This window comes from Cellulomonas humilata (assembly GCF_030814415.1).
GTDB lineage: Bacteria > Actinomycetota > Actinomycetes > Actinomycetales > Cellulomonadaceae > Cellulomonas > Cellulomonas humilata_A.
Genome location: NZ_JAUSVB010000005.1, coordinates 351,683 through 367,770, shown reverse-complemented (window position 1 = coordinate 367,770; position 16,088 = coordinate 351,683). Strand labels below are relative to the sequence as shown.

The 16,088-nt window shown below is 70.8% G+C and carries 13 protein-coding genes; all 13 read right to left on the bottom strand.

The window, feature by feature from the left end:
* Positions 1-5 precede the first annotated feature (5 nt).
* From nuoN to J2X26_RS17970, 13 genes are read right to left on the bottom strand one after another with little or no spacing between them, the layout of a single operon-like run.
* Positions 6-1,700 carry an NADH-quinone oxidoreductase subunit NuoN gene (gene nuoN / locus J2X26_RS18030; RefSeq protein ID WP_307494085.1) on the bottom strand — a complete coding sequence of 565 codons (1,695 nt, stop codon included), beginning with the start codon at positions 1,698-1,700 and terminating at the stop codon, positions 6-8.
* Positions 1,697-3,232 (bottom strand): NADH-quinone oxidoreductase subunit M, encoded by a 1,536-nt coding sequence (locus J2X26_RS18025; RefSeq protein WP_307494084.1) that lies wholly within the window; start codon positions 3,230-3,232, stop codon positions 1,697-1,699. The genes nuoN and J2X26_RS18025 overlap by 4 nt, the downstream gene beginning before the upstream one ends.
* A gap of 14 nt (positions 3,233-3,246) precedes the next feature.
* The gene (gene nuoL, locus J2X26_RS18020; protein ID WP_307494083.1) at positions 3,247-5,232 is read right to left on the bottom strand and encodes an NADH-quinone oxidoreductase subunit L; all 1,986 of its coding nucleotides are present in this window, start codon (positions 5,230-5,232) and stop codon (positions 3,247-3,249) included.
* An 8-nt stretch (positions 5,233-5,240) separates the two neighbouring features.
* A complete protein-coding gene (gene nuoK / locus J2X26_RS18015) occupies positions 5,241-5,540 on the bottom strand; it encodes an NADH-quinone oxidoreductase subunit NuoK (RefSeq protein WP_307494082.1) in 300 nt (99 codons plus the stop codon).
* A complete protein-coding gene (locus J2X26_RS18010; RefSeq protein WP_307494080.1) occupies positions 5,537-6,499 on the bottom strand; it encodes an NADH-quinone oxidoreductase subunit J in 963 nt (320 codons plus the stop codon). Before J2X26_RS18010 ends, nuoK begins: the two co-directional genes overlap by 4 nt.
* Positions 6,496-7,299 carry an NADH-quinone oxidoreductase subunit NuoI gene (gene nuoI / locus J2X26_RS18005; RefSeq protein ID WP_439897871.1) on the bottom strand — a complete coding sequence of 268 codons (804 nt, stop codon included), beginning with the start codon at positions 7,297-7,299 and terminating at the stop codon, positions 6,496-6,498. The genes J2X26_RS18010 and nuoI overlap by 4 nt, the downstream gene beginning before the upstream one ends.
* Positions 7,292-8,647, bottom strand: coding sequence for an NADH-quinone oxidoreductase subunit NuoH (gene nuoH / locus J2X26_RS18000; RefSeq protein ID WP_307494079.1), 1,356 nt, complete (start codon positions 8,645-8,647; stop codon positions 7,292-7,294). Before nuoH ends, nuoI begins: the two co-directional genes overlap by 8 nt.
* Positions 8,644-11,223, bottom strand: coding sequence for an NADH-quinone oxidoreductase subunit G (locus J2X26_RS17995; protein WP_307494078.1), 2,580 nt, complete (start codon positions 11,221-11,223; stop codon positions 8,644-8,646). The genes nuoH and J2X26_RS17995 overlap by 4 nt, the downstream gene beginning before the upstream one ends.
* Positions 11,220-12,551, bottom strand: coding sequence for an NADH-quinone oxidoreductase subunit NuoF (gene nuoF / locus J2X26_RS17990; RefSeq protein ID WP_307494077.1), 1,332 nt, complete (start codon positions 12,549-12,551; stop codon positions 11,220-11,222). The genes J2X26_RS17995 and nuoF overlap by 4 nt, the downstream gene beginning before the upstream one ends.
* Entirely contained in the window at positions 12,551-13,387 is an 837-nt protein-coding gene (gene nuoE / locus J2X26_RS17985) for an NADH-quinone oxidoreductase subunit NuoE (protein WP_307494076.1), read from the bottom strand. Before nuoE ends, nuoF begins: the two co-directional genes overlap by 1 nt.
* Positions 13,387-14,736 (bottom strand): NADH-quinone oxidoreductase subunit D, encoded by a 1,350-nt coding sequence (locus tag J2X26_RS17980; RefSeq protein WP_307494075.1) that lies wholly within the window; start codon positions 14,734-14,736, stop codon positions 13,387-13,389. The genes nuoE and J2X26_RS17980 overlap by 1 nt, the downstream gene beginning before the upstream one ends.
* The gene (locus J2X26_RS17975) at positions 14,733-15,521 is read right to left on the bottom strand and encodes an NADH-quinone oxidoreductase subunit C (RefSeq protein WP_307494074.1); all 789 of its coding nucleotides are present in this window, start codon (positions 15,519-15,521) and stop codon (positions 14,733-14,735) included. The genes J2X26_RS17980 and J2X26_RS17975 overlap by 4 nt, the downstream gene beginning before the upstream one ends.
* Positions 15,518-16,069, bottom strand: coding sequence for a NuoB/complex I 20 kDa subunit family protein (locus J2X26_RS17970; protein WP_307494073.1), 552 nt, complete (start codon positions 16,067-16,069; stop codon positions 15,518-15,520). Before J2X26_RS17970 ends, J2X26_RS17975 begins: the two co-directional genes overlap by 4 nt.
* Positions 16,070-16,088: the final 19 nt, after the last annotated feature.

Here is a 16,088-nt window from a genome sequence, read left to right as displayed (position 1 = left end):
GTGCGTCACGGCAGGAATGTCGCCACGGACGCGATGAGGTCGAGCACCGGGGACGGGAACACGCCGAGCACGATGGTCACGAGCGCGCAGGCCGCGATCGCGACGACGGCGAACCCCTCGGTCCCGATCACGGTCGTCGTGACGGTCGAGCGCGCCTGGACCACCGGCTCCGCCTGGACGGCCACCGCCGCGTCACCGGCCAGGGCGAAGCCCTCCGCCGACGGCGCCAGGGCGGCGGCCTCGGTGGGCTCCCCCTCGGCGCCGGCCGGCTCCGTGAAGAACATCAGCACGATGATCCGCACGTAGAAGAACACCGCCACCGACGACGCCAGGACGCCGATGAGCGCCAGCGGCCACGCGCCGCCCTCGACCGCAGCGGAGAACACCGAGAACTTCCCGGCGAACCCGGCGGTCAGCGGGATGCCCGCGAACGAGAGCAAGAACAGCCCGAACGTCAGGGCGAGCAGGGGGTGGGTCTTGCCGAGCCCGGCCCACTGCGACAGGTGCGTGGCCTCGCCGAGGATCGGGCTGGACTCGTCGTGCCCGCCCGCGCGCTCCCGCACCAGCCAGACGATGCCGAACGCCCCGACGGTCGCGGCCCCGTAGACCAGCAGGTAGAACAGCACCGCGACGATGCCGGCCTCGTTCAGCGCGATGATGCCGGTGAGGATGAACCCGGCGTGCGCGATCGAGGAGTAGCCGAGGACACGCTTCATGTCCGTCTGGACCAGCGCCGCGACCGTGCCGACGACCATCGTCAGGATGGCCACCGTCCACAGCAGCACGCCGAGGTCCCACGCGAGACCCGGCAGCATCGTGTAGACGATCCGCAGCAGCGCGCCGAACGCGGCGGCCTTGGTGCACGCCGCCATGAAGCCCGTGATCGGGGTCGGGGCGCCCTGGTAGACGTCGGGCGTCCACGTGTGGAACGGCACCGCGCCGACCTTGAACAGCAGGCCGGACAGGATCAGCACCGCGCCGACCAGCAGCAGGCTGTCCAGGCCGCTGGGGATCTGCGTGGCCTCCGCGATCTCCGAGTACCGCAGGGACCCCGAGTAGCCGTAGACCAGCGCGATGCCGAAGAGCAGCAGCGCCGAGGAGAACGCGCCGAGCAAGAAGTACTTCATCGACGCCTCCTGCGAGAGCAGGCGCCGGCGGCGGGCCATCCCCGTGAGCAGGTACAGCGGCAGGGAGAGCACCTCGAGCGCGACGAAGAGCGTCAGCAGGTCACCCGTGGCGGGGAAGATCAGCATGCCGCCCGTGGCGAACAGCACCAGCGGGTAGATCTCCGTCTGCTGCACGCCCTTGCGGCGCGCGAGCTCCTCGTAGTCGGAGCCCGGCACGGCAGCGGCGTTCGGGGCGAACGCGTCCTCACCCGTGTCCGTCCGGTCGGCGATGATCAGCAGCGAGACCAGCGCCAGCAGCGCGATGGTGGCCTGCAGGACCAGCGTCGGCCCGTCGACCAGCAGGGAACCGCCGAGCACGACCGTGCCGCCGGTCTCCTCGACACCGCTCCACAGCGCGGCGACCGCGATGACGGCGCCCGCCAGCGCGGCGACCGCGAGGCTCAGCTGCACCGTCCGGCGGACCCGGGCCGGCACGAACGCCTCGACGAGCACGCCGACCACGGCGGCGAGCAGGACGATGATGACCGGGCTCAGTGCGGCCCAGTCGACCGCCGGTGCGACGAAGTCAGTCACTGGTCGCTCCCTTCATCAGAAGCTGCATTGGCGGGCACGTCCTGGACCCCGACCTGCTCGAGCGTGACGCTCGCCGGTGGGCGGACCAGGTCGAGCGCCGGACCGGGGACGAAGCCGAACACGACCATCAGGGCGAGCAGCGGCGCGACGACCCACCGTTCCCGGGTTCCCGCGTCGACCATGCCGGCCAGCTCGGGTCGCTCGGGACCGGTGAACATGCGCTGGTAGGTCCACAGCACGTAGATCGCGGCGAGGACCACACCCAGGCTCGAGACGATCGCGGCGGCCGGGTGCCGGGCGAAGGTGCCCACGATCACCAGGAACTCGCTGATGAACGTCGACAGACCCGGCAGCGACAGCGCGGACAGGCCTGCGACCAGGAACGTCCCCGCGAGCACCGGCACGATCTTCTGCAGCCCGCCGAAGTCGGCGATCTGCTGCGACCCGCGCCGGGCGATCAGGAACCCGGCGATCAGGAACAGCGCGGCGGTCGAGAGCCCGTGGTTGACCATGTAGAAGGACGAGCCCGCGATCGACGTCGACGTGAACGCGAAGATGCCCAGGACGATGAACCCGAAGTGCGACACCGACGTGTACGCGATGAGCCGCATGAGGTCCTTCTGCCCGATCGCGAGCAGAGCCCCGTACAGGATCGAGATGACGGCCAGCACGATGACCACCGGCGCGGCCCAGCGGGACGCGTTCGGGAAGAGCGGCAGGCACAGCGTGAGCATCCCGAACGTGCCGACCTTGTCCAGGACGCCGACCAGCAGCGTCGAGGTCCCCGCAGGCGCCTGCTGCGCAGCGTCCGGCAGCCAGGTGTGCACCGGGAACATCGGCGCCTTGATGGCGAACGCCAGGAAGAACGCGCAGAACATGAGCTTCTCGGCCGTCGGGTCCAGCGTGATGCCCGTGAGGTTCTCCGTCAGGAAGCCCTGCGGTCCGCCCGGTCCCTGCAGGTACAGGGCGATGACCGCGACCAGCATGATCAGGCCACCGGTCAGCGAGTAGAGCAGGAACTTCACGGCCGCGTAGCGCCGCTGGGCCCCGCCGAACAGGCCGATCATGAAGTAGACCGGGATGAGCATGGCCTCGAACAGGACGTAGAACAAGAACACGTCCCGGGCCGCGAACACGGCGACGATGAACGCCTCGAGCAGCAGGACGAGCGCGAGGTAGCGCCGCAGCTGGTCGGAGGCCACCGTGAGGCTGCCCTGCTCGCGCCAGGCGGCCAGGACCACCAGCGGCACGATCAGCACGGACATGAGCACGAGGATCAGACCCACGCCGTCGACGCCGACCGCGTAGGACACCCCGAACGCGGGGATCCAGCCGTGCACCTCGAGGAGCTGGACGGCACCGGCGTCGGCGACGTCGAACGCCGTGAGCGCCGCGATGCCGAGCACCAGCTCGAGCAGGGAGACGCCGAGCGCGACGGCTCGGGCGCGTCCGGCCGGGACAAACCACAGCGCCACCGCACCCAGCAGGGGCACGACGATCAGGGCGGTCAGCCAGGGGAAGGAGGACGACATCACTCAGTGCTCCTTCAGCTCTGGACGAGCAGGACGATGACGACGAGGACGACCAGCCCGAGCAGCATCGAGGCGGCGTAGGACCGGACGTACCCGGTCTGCAGACGCCTCACCCAGCCACCCAGCAGGACCGTGGACAACCCGACACCGGTGACGGTGCCGTCGATCGCGGTCCGGTCGACGTACACGAGCGAACGCGTGAGGGCCTGACCGGGCTCCACCAGGACGATGTCGTTCACCGAGTCCTGGTAGAGGTCGACACGGGCCGCGCGGGTGAGCGCGGTGCCGACCGGCGGCACGACGGGGACCTGCGAGACCGCGTACCGGCGCCAGGCGATCACCACGCCGACGACGACGAGCGCGAGCGTGAGGACCGTCAGCACCCAGATGGGCAGCACCGGCTCCTCGTGCTCCGGATGCCCGAGCACCGGCGCCAGCCACTCCACGAACCGGCCCCCCGAGTTGAGGAAGAAGCCGAGCCCGACCGACCCGACGGCCAGCACGATCATGGGCCAGGTCATGAGCTTCGGGGACTCGTGCGGGTGCTGCGCCGAGCCGTCGCGCTTGGTGGACCAGCGGCGCTCACCCTCGAACGTCATGAAGAACAGGCGCGACATGTAGAACGCGGTGATGCCGGCCGCCAGCATCGTGATGCTGCCGAACACCCAGGCCCGCCACGGTGCGCCGTCGACCGGCACGAACGCGGCCTCGATGATCTTGTCCTTGCTGAAGAACCCGGAGAACGGCGGGACGCCGATGATGGCGAGCCAGCCGGCCATGAACGTCAGCCAGGTGATCGTCATGTACCGCGCGAGCCCGCCGAACCGGCGCATGTTCACCTGGTCGTCCATGCCGTGCATGACCGACCCCGCCCCGAGGAACATCCCGGCCTTGAAGAAGCCGTGCGTGATCAGGTGGAAGATCGCGAACGCGTACCCGACGGGACCCAGCCCCGCGGCCAGGATCATGTAGCCGATCTGGGACATCGTCGAGGCTGCCAGCGCCTTCTTGATGTCGTCCTTCGCGCAACCGACGATCGCCCCGAACAGCAGCGTGATCGCGCCGACGATGACGACGACCAGCTGGGCCGTCGGTGCGGCGTCGAACAGCGGCGCGGACCGGACGATCAGGTAGACGCCGGCGGTGACCATGGTGGCGGCGTGGATGAGCGCGGAGACCGGCGTCGGGCCGGCCATCGCGTCGCCGAGCCAGGACTGCAGCGGGAACTGCGCCGACTTGCCGCAGGCGGCCAGCAGGAGCATGAGCCCGATCGCCGTGAGCGTGCCTTCGCTCGCGCCGCCGTCCGCCCCGCTGAGCACGGTCCCGAAGTCGACAGCACCGAAGGTCGCGAACATGATCCCGAGCGCGATGATCAGGCCCAGGTCGCCGATGCGGTTGGCGACGAACGCCTTCTTCGCGGCGACCGCGTACTCGGTGTTGTAGTTCCAGAAGCCGATGAGCAGGTACGACGCCAGGCCGACACCCTCCCAGCCGACGAACAGGAGCAGGTAGCTGTCGGCCAGCACCAGGATGAGCATCGCCGCGACGAAGAGGTTGAGGTACGCGAAGAACCGTCGGCGGTCGACGTCGTGGTCCATGTACGCCACGGCGTAGATGTGGATGAGCGTGCCGACGAACGTCACCAGCAGCACGAACGTCAGCGAGAGCGGGTCCAGCCGCATGCCCGCGTCCAGCTGGAACGCGCCCGCGTCGATCCAGGTGCCCAGGGACACGTCGATGACGCGCGAGTCCGCGGAGCGCTGGAGCATCGTGACGAACACGATCGCGGCGACGACGAAGGAGGCGGCCGAGGCGAGGACGCCGAGCCAGTGCCCCCACCGGTCCGAGCGGCGTCCCGACAGCAGCAGCACCGCGGCGCTGAGCAGCGGGAGCCCGACGAGCAGCGGTGCGACGAGGAGGACTCCGGCCCGCACGGTCTCGCTGGCGGGGTTGAAGCTGTCGGAGGGCAGGCTCGCCACGAGAGTGGTCAGGGTGTGCACGTCGCCCCTCAGCTCTTCAACAGGTTGATGTCGTCGACCGAGGCCGAGCGGCGGGTGCGGAAGATGGCAACGATGATCGCGAGCCCGACGACGACCTCGGCGGCGGCCACGACCATCACGAAGAACGCGAGCACCTGGCCCGACAGGTCACCGTGGATCCGGGCGAACGTCACGAGCATGAGGTTCGTCGCGTTGAGCATGAGCTCGACACCCATGAACACGATGATCGCGTTCCTGCGGAGCAGGACGGTCGTCGCGCCGATCGAGAAGAGGATCGCCGAGAGGACCAGGTAGTGGGTGAGGCTCACTTGCCCTCCTCCTGTCCGTTGACGCCCTGTCCGATGACGCCCTGTCCGATGACGCCCGCAGGGCCGGTCGACGGGCCGTCCTGTCCGGAGTCGCTCACCGCGGCGCCGAGGTCGGGCGCGTTCGCGGACGCGCTCCCGGGTGCTGCCGCAGGCGGCGGGTTGCCGCGGACCTGCGAGACCCCGGCGAGCACCCGCTCCGTCCGGGCGGCGAACTCCTCGGCGTCGGCCTCCTGCCCGCGGACGCGCAGCACGCGCGGGACCGAGCTCTCGAGCGGCCGACCGTCCGGCCCCAGGGCCGGCACGTCCATGGCGTTGTGCCGCGCGTACACACCCGGCGCCGGGAGGGGCGTGAGGGTCGCGCCGGCCGCGACGCGGGCGTCGGCACGCTCCTTCTGGCCGACGCGCGGCGTGAGCCGCTGGCGGTGCGTCAGGACGAGGGCGCCGAGCGCCGCCGTGACCAGCAGGGCACCGACGACCTCGAACGCGAACACGTACTGGCCGAAGATGATGTGCGCGACGCCGGTCGGGTTGTTGTCCGACGCCTCACCGGCGAGCCCGTACGGCTTGCCGTAGGCGGCACGTCCGACCACGCCGACGAGCACCACCCCGAGCCCGATGCCCGCCAGCAGCCCGATCCCGCGCTGCCCGCGGATGGTCTCCACCAGCGAGTCCGAGCTGTCGACGCCGACGAGCATGAGGACGAACAGGAAGAGCATCATCACGGCGCCGGTGTAGACGACCACCTGGACGACCCCGAGGAACACCGCGTCCTGCGCGACGTAGAGGAACGCCAGCGAGATCATCACCACGATCACGGCGAGCGCGGCGTGCACCGCCTTCTTCGCGAACAGCAGCCCGAGCGCGGCGAGCACCATGATCGGCCCCAGCGTCCAGAACAGCACCGCCTCGGCGGTCGTCGTCTCCCCCGACTCCAGCAGGGAGGTGGCGAGCCCGGTCATCGGGTGCCCTGCTTGGTCGCGGCCGCCACGGTCGCCGCCATCACGGCCGCGGTCGGACCCGGCACGTTCGCCGCGTCCAGACCGGCGCCGCCGGGCAGCGTCGGGTCCTCGGGCCGGTGCTCCTGGACCCATGCGACCTGCGCCGGCGTGGACGAGGTGACCTCGCCGCGGTAGTAGTCGGTGTCCGTCGTGCCCTCGACCATCGGGTGCGGGGCCTGGAGCATCCCGCTGCGCAGCGGGGCGAGCAGGTCCTCCTTCTCCCAGATCATGCCGGCGCGCGTCGGACCGGCCAGCTCGTACTCGTTGGTCATGGTCAGCGCGCGGGTCGGGCAGGCCTCGATGCACAGGCCGCAGAAGATGCAGCGCAGGTAGTTGATCTGGTAGACGCTGCCGTACCGCTCCCCCGGCGAGCGCTGGTTGTCAGGGGTGTTGTCCGCACCCTCGACGTAGATCGCGTCCGCGGGGCACGCCCAGGCGCACAGCTCGCAGCCGATGCACTTCTCCAGGCCGTCGGCGTACCGGTTCAGCTGGTGGCGGCCGTGGTACCGGGGCTTGGCCGGCACCTTCTCCGACGGGTACTGCTCGGTGACCGTCGGCCGGAACATGTTCGACAGCGTGACGCCGAACCCGCCCACGGGGGCGAGGAAGTCGGAGACCGCACCGCGCGGCTCGATGAGCGACGTGTAGCCCTCGGGCTCGGGCGCGGCGACCTCACCCGTGCGAGGGCGCGGCGCGACGGCCTTGCCCTTCGCGGGCGTCTGGGCGGCCGGCTTGCGGACGGGCTTGCGCTGGTCAGCCACCGTGCACCTCCTGCGTGACCTGGGGGGTCGTCGTGTTCTCGGCGTCCGCGGCCGCTGCGGCCTCGGCCGCGCGCTGCTTGCGCGGGGACGGCGGGAGCACCTGTCCCGGCATCGGCGGCACGGGGTATCCGCCCGCGTACGGGTCGTACACCTGCGGACCGGGTGGTCGCTTCGGCGCGGTGGGCTGCTTCTTCTCCGGGATGAGGAACGAGATCACGAGCCCCACCAGCACGATGCCGGCGAGCACGAACAGCACGGAGCGCAGGTCCAGCCCCGAGAACTGCCGCACGCCCTGCACCACGCCCACGCAGACCACCCAGACGAGCGCGGCCGGGATGAGCACCTTCCAGCCGATCTTCATGAACTGGTCGTACCGGAACCGCAGCACGGACCCGCGGATCCAGACGAAGACGAACATGATCGCCCAGAGCTTGGCCAGGAACCACAGGACCGGCCACCAGCCCTCGTTGAACATGCCGTCGTTGATCGCGGAGATCGGCCACGGGGCACGCCAGCCGCCGAGGAACAGCGTGGTGGCGACGGCCGAGACGTTGAGCATGTTGATGTACTCGGCGAGGAAGAACCACGCGAACTTCATCGACGAGTACTCGGTCATGTACCCCGACACCAGCTCACCCTCGGCCTCGGGGAGGTCGAACGGCAGGCGGTTGGTCTCGCCGACCATCGAGATGATGTAGATGACGAACGCCGGCAGCAGCGGGAGGAACCACCAGACGGCGGTCTGCGACGTCACGATCTGCGAGGTCGACATCGACCCGGCCAGGATGAACACACTGACCAGCGACAGGCCCATCGCCAGCTCGTAGGAGATGACCTGCGCCGTCGAGCGCACGGAGCCGAGCAGCGGGTACGTGGACCCGGACGACCAGCCGCCGAGCACGATCCCGTACACGCCCACGGACGCGCAGGCGAGGATGTAGAGGACCGCCACCGGGAAGTCGGTGAGCTGCAGCGGCGTGATCACGCCGAACAGGTCGACCGACGGCCCGAACGGGATGACCGCGAAGGTCAGAAGCGAGCAGAACACCGCGATCATCGGCGCGACGACGTAGACCAGCTTGTCCGCCGCCTTGACCGTCATGTCCTCCTTGACCAGGAGCTTCATGGCGTCGGCGAGCGACTGGAGCAGGCCGAAGGGGCCGTGCACGTTGGGGCCGGGACGCACCTGCATGCGTGCCACGACCTTGCGCTCGAACCAGATGGCGATGAGCACGCTGGTCAGCAGGAACACCACGATGGCGACGGCCTTGATCAGCCAGATCCACCACGTGTCGTTGCTGAAGTCGGCTGTCACCGGGGCCACAGCCGCGACCGACAGGGGCGTCATGAGCGGGCCTCCAGGTGGCGCGGACCGACCGCGAGGCGCACCACGGCACCCGCGTCGGCATGCAAGGCGTCCCGGACACCGGCGCCGACGGCGTTCGTCGGCAACCACACCACGTGGTCCGGCATGTCCGTGAGCACCGCGGGCAGCGTCAGCGTCCCGGCATCGGTGGACACGCTCAGGCTGCCGCCGTCCTGCACCCCGACGGCCGCGGCCGTGCCGGCGGAGATGCGGGCGACGGGCCGCTTGGCGGTGCCGGCGAGGAACTGCTCGCCGGACTGCAGGCGGCCGGCGTCGAGCAGCTGGTGCCAGGTGGCCAGCACGGCCGATCCGGCAGGCACCGCAGGGGGCTCGGCAGCCGTGACGTCGGGGGCGTCGACGCGGGCGCCGTCCCATCCGCCCAGCTGGTCGAGCTCCGCGTGCACCGCGGTCAGTGTCTGCAGCCCCAGCTCGACCCCGAGGGCGTCGGCCAGCCGGTCGAGCACGCGGTGGTCGGCCATCGCGTGCGAGGTCAGTGCCTGCGGGAACGGGCGCGGACGCCCCTCCCACGTGACGAACGTGCCGGACTTCTCGGTGGGCGGGGCGACCGGGAGGACGACGTCCGCCCGGTCGGTCACCTCCGAGTGCCGGACCTCGAGCGAGACGAGGAACGAGACCCGGTCCAGCGCCTCGCGGGCGATGGCCGGGTCGGGCAGGTCCGCGAGCTCGAGGCCGCCGACGACGAGGCCGCCGAGCAGTCCCGCGCGCGCCGCGGCGAGGATCTCGGTGGTCGAGCGCCCCGGCTCGGCCGGCAGGTGCTCCACGCCCCAGGTGACCGCGAGGTCGACGCGTGCCGCGGAGTCCGCCACCGGGCGACCGCCCGGCAGCAGCGACGGCAGCAGACCGGCCTCGACGGCGGACCGCTCACCCACGCGCCGGGGGACCCAGGCGAGCCGGGCACCGGTGCGCTGCGCGAGCCGCACGGCGGCCGAGAAGCCACCGGGCACCCCGGCCAGGCGCTCGCCGACGAGCACGAGGGCGCCGTCGGTGCCGAGCAGCTCAGCCGTCTCCGCCAGCGAGGGGTCGGTGCCGATGCCGTCGAGGATCTCCGCCTCGGTGCCGGGCGCCGCGGGCAGCAGCGTGCCCGACAACCGCTCGAGACCGCGGCTCGCCAGCGCGGCGACGGACAGCACGCGGAGCTTGCGCGACACGACGGCGTCCCGGAGGCGCAGGAACGCGATGCCTGCCTCCTCCTCGGCCTCGAGGCCGACGAGCAGCACGGCGGGGGCGCGGTCGACATCAGCGAACGTGACCTCGAGCGTGCGGCCGGCGACGTGGTGACCGAGGAACGTCTCCTCCTCGGCCGAGTGCGGGCGGGCACGGCCGTCGACGTCGTTGGTGCCGAGCGCCACGCGGGCGAACTTGCCGTACGCGTACGCGTCCTCGAGCGTGAGTCGACCACCGGGCAGGACGGCGACGCCGATCGCGGTGTCACGCGGGTCGTCGGGCTGCTGCGCGGCCCGCAGGCCGGCGGCCGCGACGTCGAGCGCCTCGACCCAGCTGGCCGGCTCGAGCTCGCCGTCGGCGTTGCGCACGAGCGGGGTCGTGATGCGGTCCGGCGCGGACTGCCACGTGAACGCGAACCGGTCCTTGTCGGTGATCCACTCCTGGTTGACCGTCGGGTCCTCGCCCGCCAGCCGACGCAGCACGACGCCGCGGCGGTGGTCGATGCGGATGGCCGACCCCTGCGAGTCGTGCTCGGCGATGCCGGGCGTGGAGACCAGGTCGAACGGCCGCGACCGGAACCGGTACGCGGCACTGGTCAGGGCGCCGACCGGGCAGATCTGCACGGTGTTGCCGGAGAAGTACGAGGCGAACGGCCGACCGGACGTGTCCTCCGCCGAAGCGCCCAGCGGGGCCTCGCCGACGAAGCCCAGCACGGAGGTGTCGAAGGTGCCGATCTGCTGGTTGGCACCGCGCTTCTGCAGGTCGATGAACACGTCGCCCGCGATCTCCTCGGAGAACCGGGTGCAGCGCTGGCACAGGATGCAGCGCTCGCGGTCCAGCAGGATCTGCGTCGAGATCGCGATCGGCTTCGGGAACGTGCGCTTCACGTCGACGAACCGGGTGGTCGCGCGGCCGTTGCTCATCGCCTGGTTCTGCAGCGGGCACTCGCCGCCCTTGTCGCACACCGGACAGTCGAGCGGGTGGTTGATGAGCAGGAGCTCCATGACGCCGTGCTGGGCCTTGTCGGCCTCCGGCGACGTGTGCTGCGTCTTGACCTGCATGCCCGGCGTGGCCTCGAGCGTGCAGCTGGCCTGGGGCTTGGGCATCTTGGCCAGGTTGCCGTCGCGACCCGGTGCCCAGACCTCGACCAGGCACTGGCGGCAGGCACCGGCCGGCGCGAGCAGGGGGTGGTCGCAGAAGCGCGGGATCTGGATGCCGAGCTCCTCGGCGGCGCGGATGACCAGGGTGCCCTTGGGCACGGCGGTCTCGATGCCGTCGACGGTGAAGGTGACCAGCTCGCCCTCGGGCTCCACGGGCGCGACCGGAGCGGGGGGGACCAGGGAGGTCGTCGGCCCGGAGGACAGGATCGTCATGCGTGCACCCCAGCGAGCTCGTGCTTCGGTGTGTAGGAGAACAGGCTGCTGAGCTCCGGCGGGAACAGCACGTCCGCCGGCGTGTGCGTCCCGGCCTCGAACTCCGAGCGGAAGTACTGCACGGCCGACGTGATCGGGCTGGTGGCACCGTCGCCGAGCGCGCAGAACGCCTTGCCGAGGATGTTGTCGCACAGGTCCAGCAGCAGATCGATGTCCGCGAGCGTGCCCTGCCCGGCCTCGATCCGCTGCAGCACCTGGGTCAGCCAGTACGTGCCCTCGCGGCACGGGGTGCACTTGCCGCAGGACTCGTGCTTGTAGAACTCGGTCCACCGCGTCACCGCGCGCACCACCGAGGTGGTCTCGTCGAAGATCTGCAGCGCGCGCGTACCGAGCATCGAGCCCGCCGCGCCGACCGACTCGTAGTCGAGCGGGACGTCGAGGTGCTCCGCCGTGAAGATCGGCGTCGACGAGCCCCCGGGGGTCCAGAACTTCAGCTCGTGGCCCTCGCGGATGCCGCCGGCCATCTCGAGCAGCTCGCGCAGGGTGATCCCCAGCGGCGCCTCGTACTGTCCCGGCCGCGTCACGTGCCCGGACAGGGAGAACAGCCCGTGCCCGGTGGACCGCTCGGTGCCCATCGACTTGAACCAGTCCGCGCCGCCCAGGACGATGCCGGGCACCGACGCGATCGACTCGACGTTGTTCACCACGGTCGGCCGCGCGTAGAGCCCGGCGACCGCCGGGAACGGGGGCTTGAGTCGCGGCTGACCGCGCAGGCCCTCGAGCGAGTCGAGCAGCGCCGTCTCCTCGCCGCAGATGTACGCGCCCGCACCGGCGTGGAGCGTGATCTCCAGGTCGAAGCCGGAGCCCAGGATGTCGGTGCCGAGGTAGCCGGCCGCGCGCGCCTCCTCGATCGACTTCAGCAGGCGGCGGTAGACGTGCAGGACCTCGCCGCGCACGTAGAGGAACGCGTGGTGGCAGCCGATCGCGTAGCTCGTGATGATCATGCCCTCGATCAGGTGCTGCGGGCTCGCCATCATGATCGGGATGTCCTTGCAGGTCCCCGGCTCGGACTCGTCCGCGTTGATCACGAGGTAGCGCGGTCCGCCGTCGGGTGCGGGCAGGAAGCCCCACTTCATGCCCGTCGGGAAGCCCGCTCCCCCGCGGCCGCGCAGGCCCGAGTCCTTGACCATGGTGACGACGTCGGCCGCCTGCATGCCCAGCGCACGACGCAGGCCGCGGTAGCCGCCCGCCTGCTCGTACGACGCGAGCGACCAGGAGCGCTCGGCATCCCACGTGTCCGTGAGGACGGGGGTGAGGGTCGTCGCCATCACGACTCCTTCGCGTCGTCGGTGGACTGCTTCTTCTGCTCCGCTGCCGGCGAGACGTCGGCCGGCGTGGTGGCCGGGCGCTCGGCGCTCGACTGCTCGCCGCCGACCGCCGGCACCGTGGTCCCCGCACCGGCGGAGGCCGTCGCGCCGGGGAAGTCCGGCGCGGTCCAGCCCTCGGCCCGCGCCAGCGCGACACCGCGCAGCGTCGGCACACCGGCGCCGACGCCCTCGTCGGCCCGCCCGTCACCGAAGCCGGCCAGCACTCGGGACATCTCCTTGAACGAGCAGACGCTGTCCGCCCCGCGCGTCGGCACGACCGCCTTGCCCGCGGTGAGGTCGTCGGCGAGCTGGCGGGCGCTGTCCGGGGTCTGGTTGTCGAAGAACTCCCAGTTGACCATCACGACCGGCGCGTAGTCGCAGGCCGCGTTGCACTCGACGCGCTCGAGGGTGATGACCCCGTCGTCGGTGGTCTCGTCGTGGCCCACGCCCAGGTGGTCGGACAGGTCCTCCCAGATGGCGTCGCCACCCATGATCGCGCAGAGGGTGTTGGTGCAGACGCCCACCGTGTAGGTGCCGTTCGGGTGCCGCTTGTACTGCGTGTAGAACGTCGCCACCGCGGACACCTCGGCGGTGGACAGACCCAGGTGCGCCGCGCAGAACGCGATCCCGCGCGGGCTGACATAGCCGTCCTCCGACTGCACGAGGTGCAGCATCGGCAGCAGGGCCGACCGCGCCTGCGGGTAGCGGGCGACGATGGTGTCCGAGTCCGCGGTGAGGCGCGCGTGCGTCTCGGCGTCGTACGACGTCTTGTGGGTCCTGCTGGTCTCGATCGACATCAGCGGTCCACCCCTCCCAGCACCGGGTCGAGGGACGCGACGGCGACGACGACGTCGGCCACCTGCCCGCCCTCGCACATGATCGACGTGGCCTGCAGGTTGTTGAACGACGGGTCCCGGAAGTGCGCCCGGTACGGCCGCGTCCCCCCGTCGGACACCAGGTGCACGCCCAGCTCGCCGCGCGGGTGCTCGACGGTCTGGAACACCTGGCCTGCCGGCACGCGGAAGCCTTCGGTGACCAGCTTGAAGTGGTGGATCAGGGCCTCCATCGAGGTGCCCATGATCTCCCGGATGTGGTCCAGGGAGTTGCCCATGCCGTCCGAGCCGATGGCCATCTGCGCAGGCCAGGCGACCTTCTTGTCCTCGACCATGACGGGGCCGGGACCCATCTTCTGCAGGCGGTCCAGGGTCTGCTCGACGATCTTCATCGACTGGTAGCACTCCTCGACGCGCAGCACGAGGCGCCCCCAGGAGTCTGCGGACTGCGCGACGGGGACGTCGAAGTCGTACGTCTCGTAGCCGCAGTACGGGTTGGCCTTGCGCACGTCGTACGGCAGGCCTGCCGACCGGAGCACCGGTCCGGTGACCCCCAGTGCCATGCACCCGGACAGGCTCAGGTAGCCGACGTCCTTCAGGCGCAGGTGCAGGATCGGGTTGGCCATCATGAGGTCTTCGAGCTGCTTGAAGTAGTGCCTCACGAGCACCAGGGACTCGCGGATCGTGTCGATGGCGCCCGGCGGGATGTCCTGGGCGACCCCGCCCGGGCGGATGTACGCGTGGTTCATGCGCAGACCGGTGATCAGCTCGAAGATCTTGAGGATCTCCTCGCGGGCCGTGAAGCCCACGGTCATGATCGTCGTCGCGCCCAGCTCGTTGCCGCCCGTGGCCAGGCAGACCAGGTGCGACGTGATGCGGTTGAGCTCCATCATCAGCACCCGGATGACCGTGGCCCGCTCGGGGACGTCGTCCGTGATGCCCAACAGCTTCTCGACTGCCAGGCAGTACGCGGCCTCCTGGAACAGGGGCGCGACGTAGTCCATGCGCGTGCAGAACGTCACGCCCTGGGTCCAGGTGCGGAACTCCATGTTCTTCTCGATGCCGGTGTGCAGGTAGCCGATGCCCGCGCGGGCCTCGGTCACCGTCTCGCCGTCGATCTCGAGCATCAGCCGGAGCACGCCGTGGGTCGACGGGTGCTGGGGGCCCATGTTGACGACGATCCGCTCCTCGCCGAGGCGCGCGGCCTCCTCGGCGATGTCGGACCAGTCGCCGCCGGACGCCTCGAACGAGGGCACGCCTTCGGTGTCGGCGTCGACGACCCGTGGTGTGGCACGAGGTGTCTGGGTGGTCATCGGTACGACCTCCGCTGGTCCGGGGGCGGGATGGTGGCGCCCTTGTACTCGACCGGGATCCCGCCGAGGGGGTAGTCCTTGCGCTGCGGGTGGCCCGGCCAGTCGTCGGGCATCTCGATCCGGGCCAGAGCGGGGTGGCCGTCGAAGATGATCCCGAAGAAGTCGTAGGTCTCCCGCTCGTGCCAGTCGTTGGCCGGGTACACCGAGACCGTCGACGGCAGGTGCGGGTCGGAGTCCGGGACCGCGACCTCGAGCCGCAGGCGGCGCGAGTGGGTCACCGACACCAGGTGGTAGACGGCGTGCAGCTCGCGGCCGGCGTCGTGCGGGTAGTGCACGCCCGAGACGCCCAGGCTGAGCTCGAACCGCAGGTCCTGGTCGTCGCGGAGAACCTGGGCGACCTCGACCAGGTGCTCGCGCGCGACGTGCAGCGTGAGCTCCTCGCGGTCGACGACGACCGACTCGACCGCGGCCGCGTAGGTGGTCCCGGACTCGTCGAGCACCTCGGTGAGGATGTCCACGACCTCGTCGAACCAGCCGCCGTACGGCCGCTCGCTGGGCCCCGGCAGCGCGATCGCGGTGACCAGCCCGCCGTAGCCGGACGTGTCGCCCGTCCCCTGGGCACCGAACATGCCGCGCCGGACGTCGACGACCTCGATCTGGGTGCGCCCCTCGGCGGGGATGTTCTGCGACCCCGCCTCCAGCGCGGCCTGGCTGGTCGGCAGCGCGCCGGTCGTCGCGTCGCCCGGCTTCGCGGCGTCGGCCGCGTCCACCTTCTCGTCGCTCACTTCAGCAGCCCCGTCATCTGCGACGTCGGCGTCGCGGCCATCGCGGCGGCCTCGGCAGCGGCGGCGGCCGCCTTGCGGTTGGCGCCCAGCGGCTCGTTCTGGATCTGCTCGTGCAGCGCGAGGATCGCGTTGATCAGCATCTCGGGACGCGGCGGACAGCCGGGCAGGTAGATGTCGACCGGGACGATGTGGTCCACGCCCTGCACGATGGCGTAGTTGTTGAACATCCCGCCGGAGCTGGCGCAGACGCCCATCGACAGCACCCACTTGGGCTCGGACATCTGGTCGTAGACCTGCCGCACCACGGGCGCCATCTTCTGGCTCACGCGGCCGGCGACGATCATCAGGTCCGCCTGGCGCGGGGACGCCCGGAAGACCTCCATGCCGAACCTCGAGATGTCGTACCGGGGCGCGCCCGTCGCCATCATCTCGATGGCACAGCAGGCCAGGCCGAACGTGACAGGCCAGAGCGAGCCCTTGCGGAAGTAGCCGACCAGGTCCTCGACCGTCGTCAGCAGGAACCCGGAGGGTGCCTCTTCGATGCCCATCTCAGATCTCCCAGCCTGC

Excerpts from the sequence above, each read along its gene's own strand:
- J2X26_RS18025 (WP_307494084.1), bottom strand. The coding sequence starts at position 3,232 with ATGTCGTCCTCCTTCCCCTGGCTGACCGCCCTGATCGTCGTGCCCCTG.
- nuoE (WP_307494076.1), bottom strand. The coding sequence starts at position 13,387 with ATGTCGATCGAGACCAGCAGGACCCACAAGACGTCGTACGACGCCGAG.
- J2X26_RS17980 (WP_307494075.1), bottom strand. The coding sequence starts at position 14,736 with ATGACCACCCAGACACCTCGTGCCACACCACGGGTCGTCGACGCCGAC.
- J2X26_RS18010 (WP_307494080.1), bottom strand. The coding sequence starts at position 6,499 with ATGACCGGGCTCGCCACCTCCCTGCTGGAGTCGGGGGAGACGACGACC.
- nuoH (WP_307494079.1), bottom strand. The coding sequence starts at position 8,647 with ATGACGCCCCTGTCGGTCGCGGCTGTGGCCCCGGTGACAGCCGACTTC.
- J2X26_RS17995 (WP_307494078.1), bottom strand. The coding sequence starts at position 11,223 with ATGACGATCCTGTCCTCCGGGCCGACGACCTCCCTGGTCCCCCCCGCT.
- nuoF (WP_307494077.1), bottom strand. The coding sequence starts at position 12,551 with ATGGCGACGACCCTCACCCCCGTCCTCACGGACACGTGGGATGCCGAG.
- J2X26_RS17970 (WP_307494073.1), bottom strand. The coding sequence starts at position 16,069 with ATGGGCATCGAAGAGGCACCCTCCGGGTTCCTGCTGACGACGGTCGAG.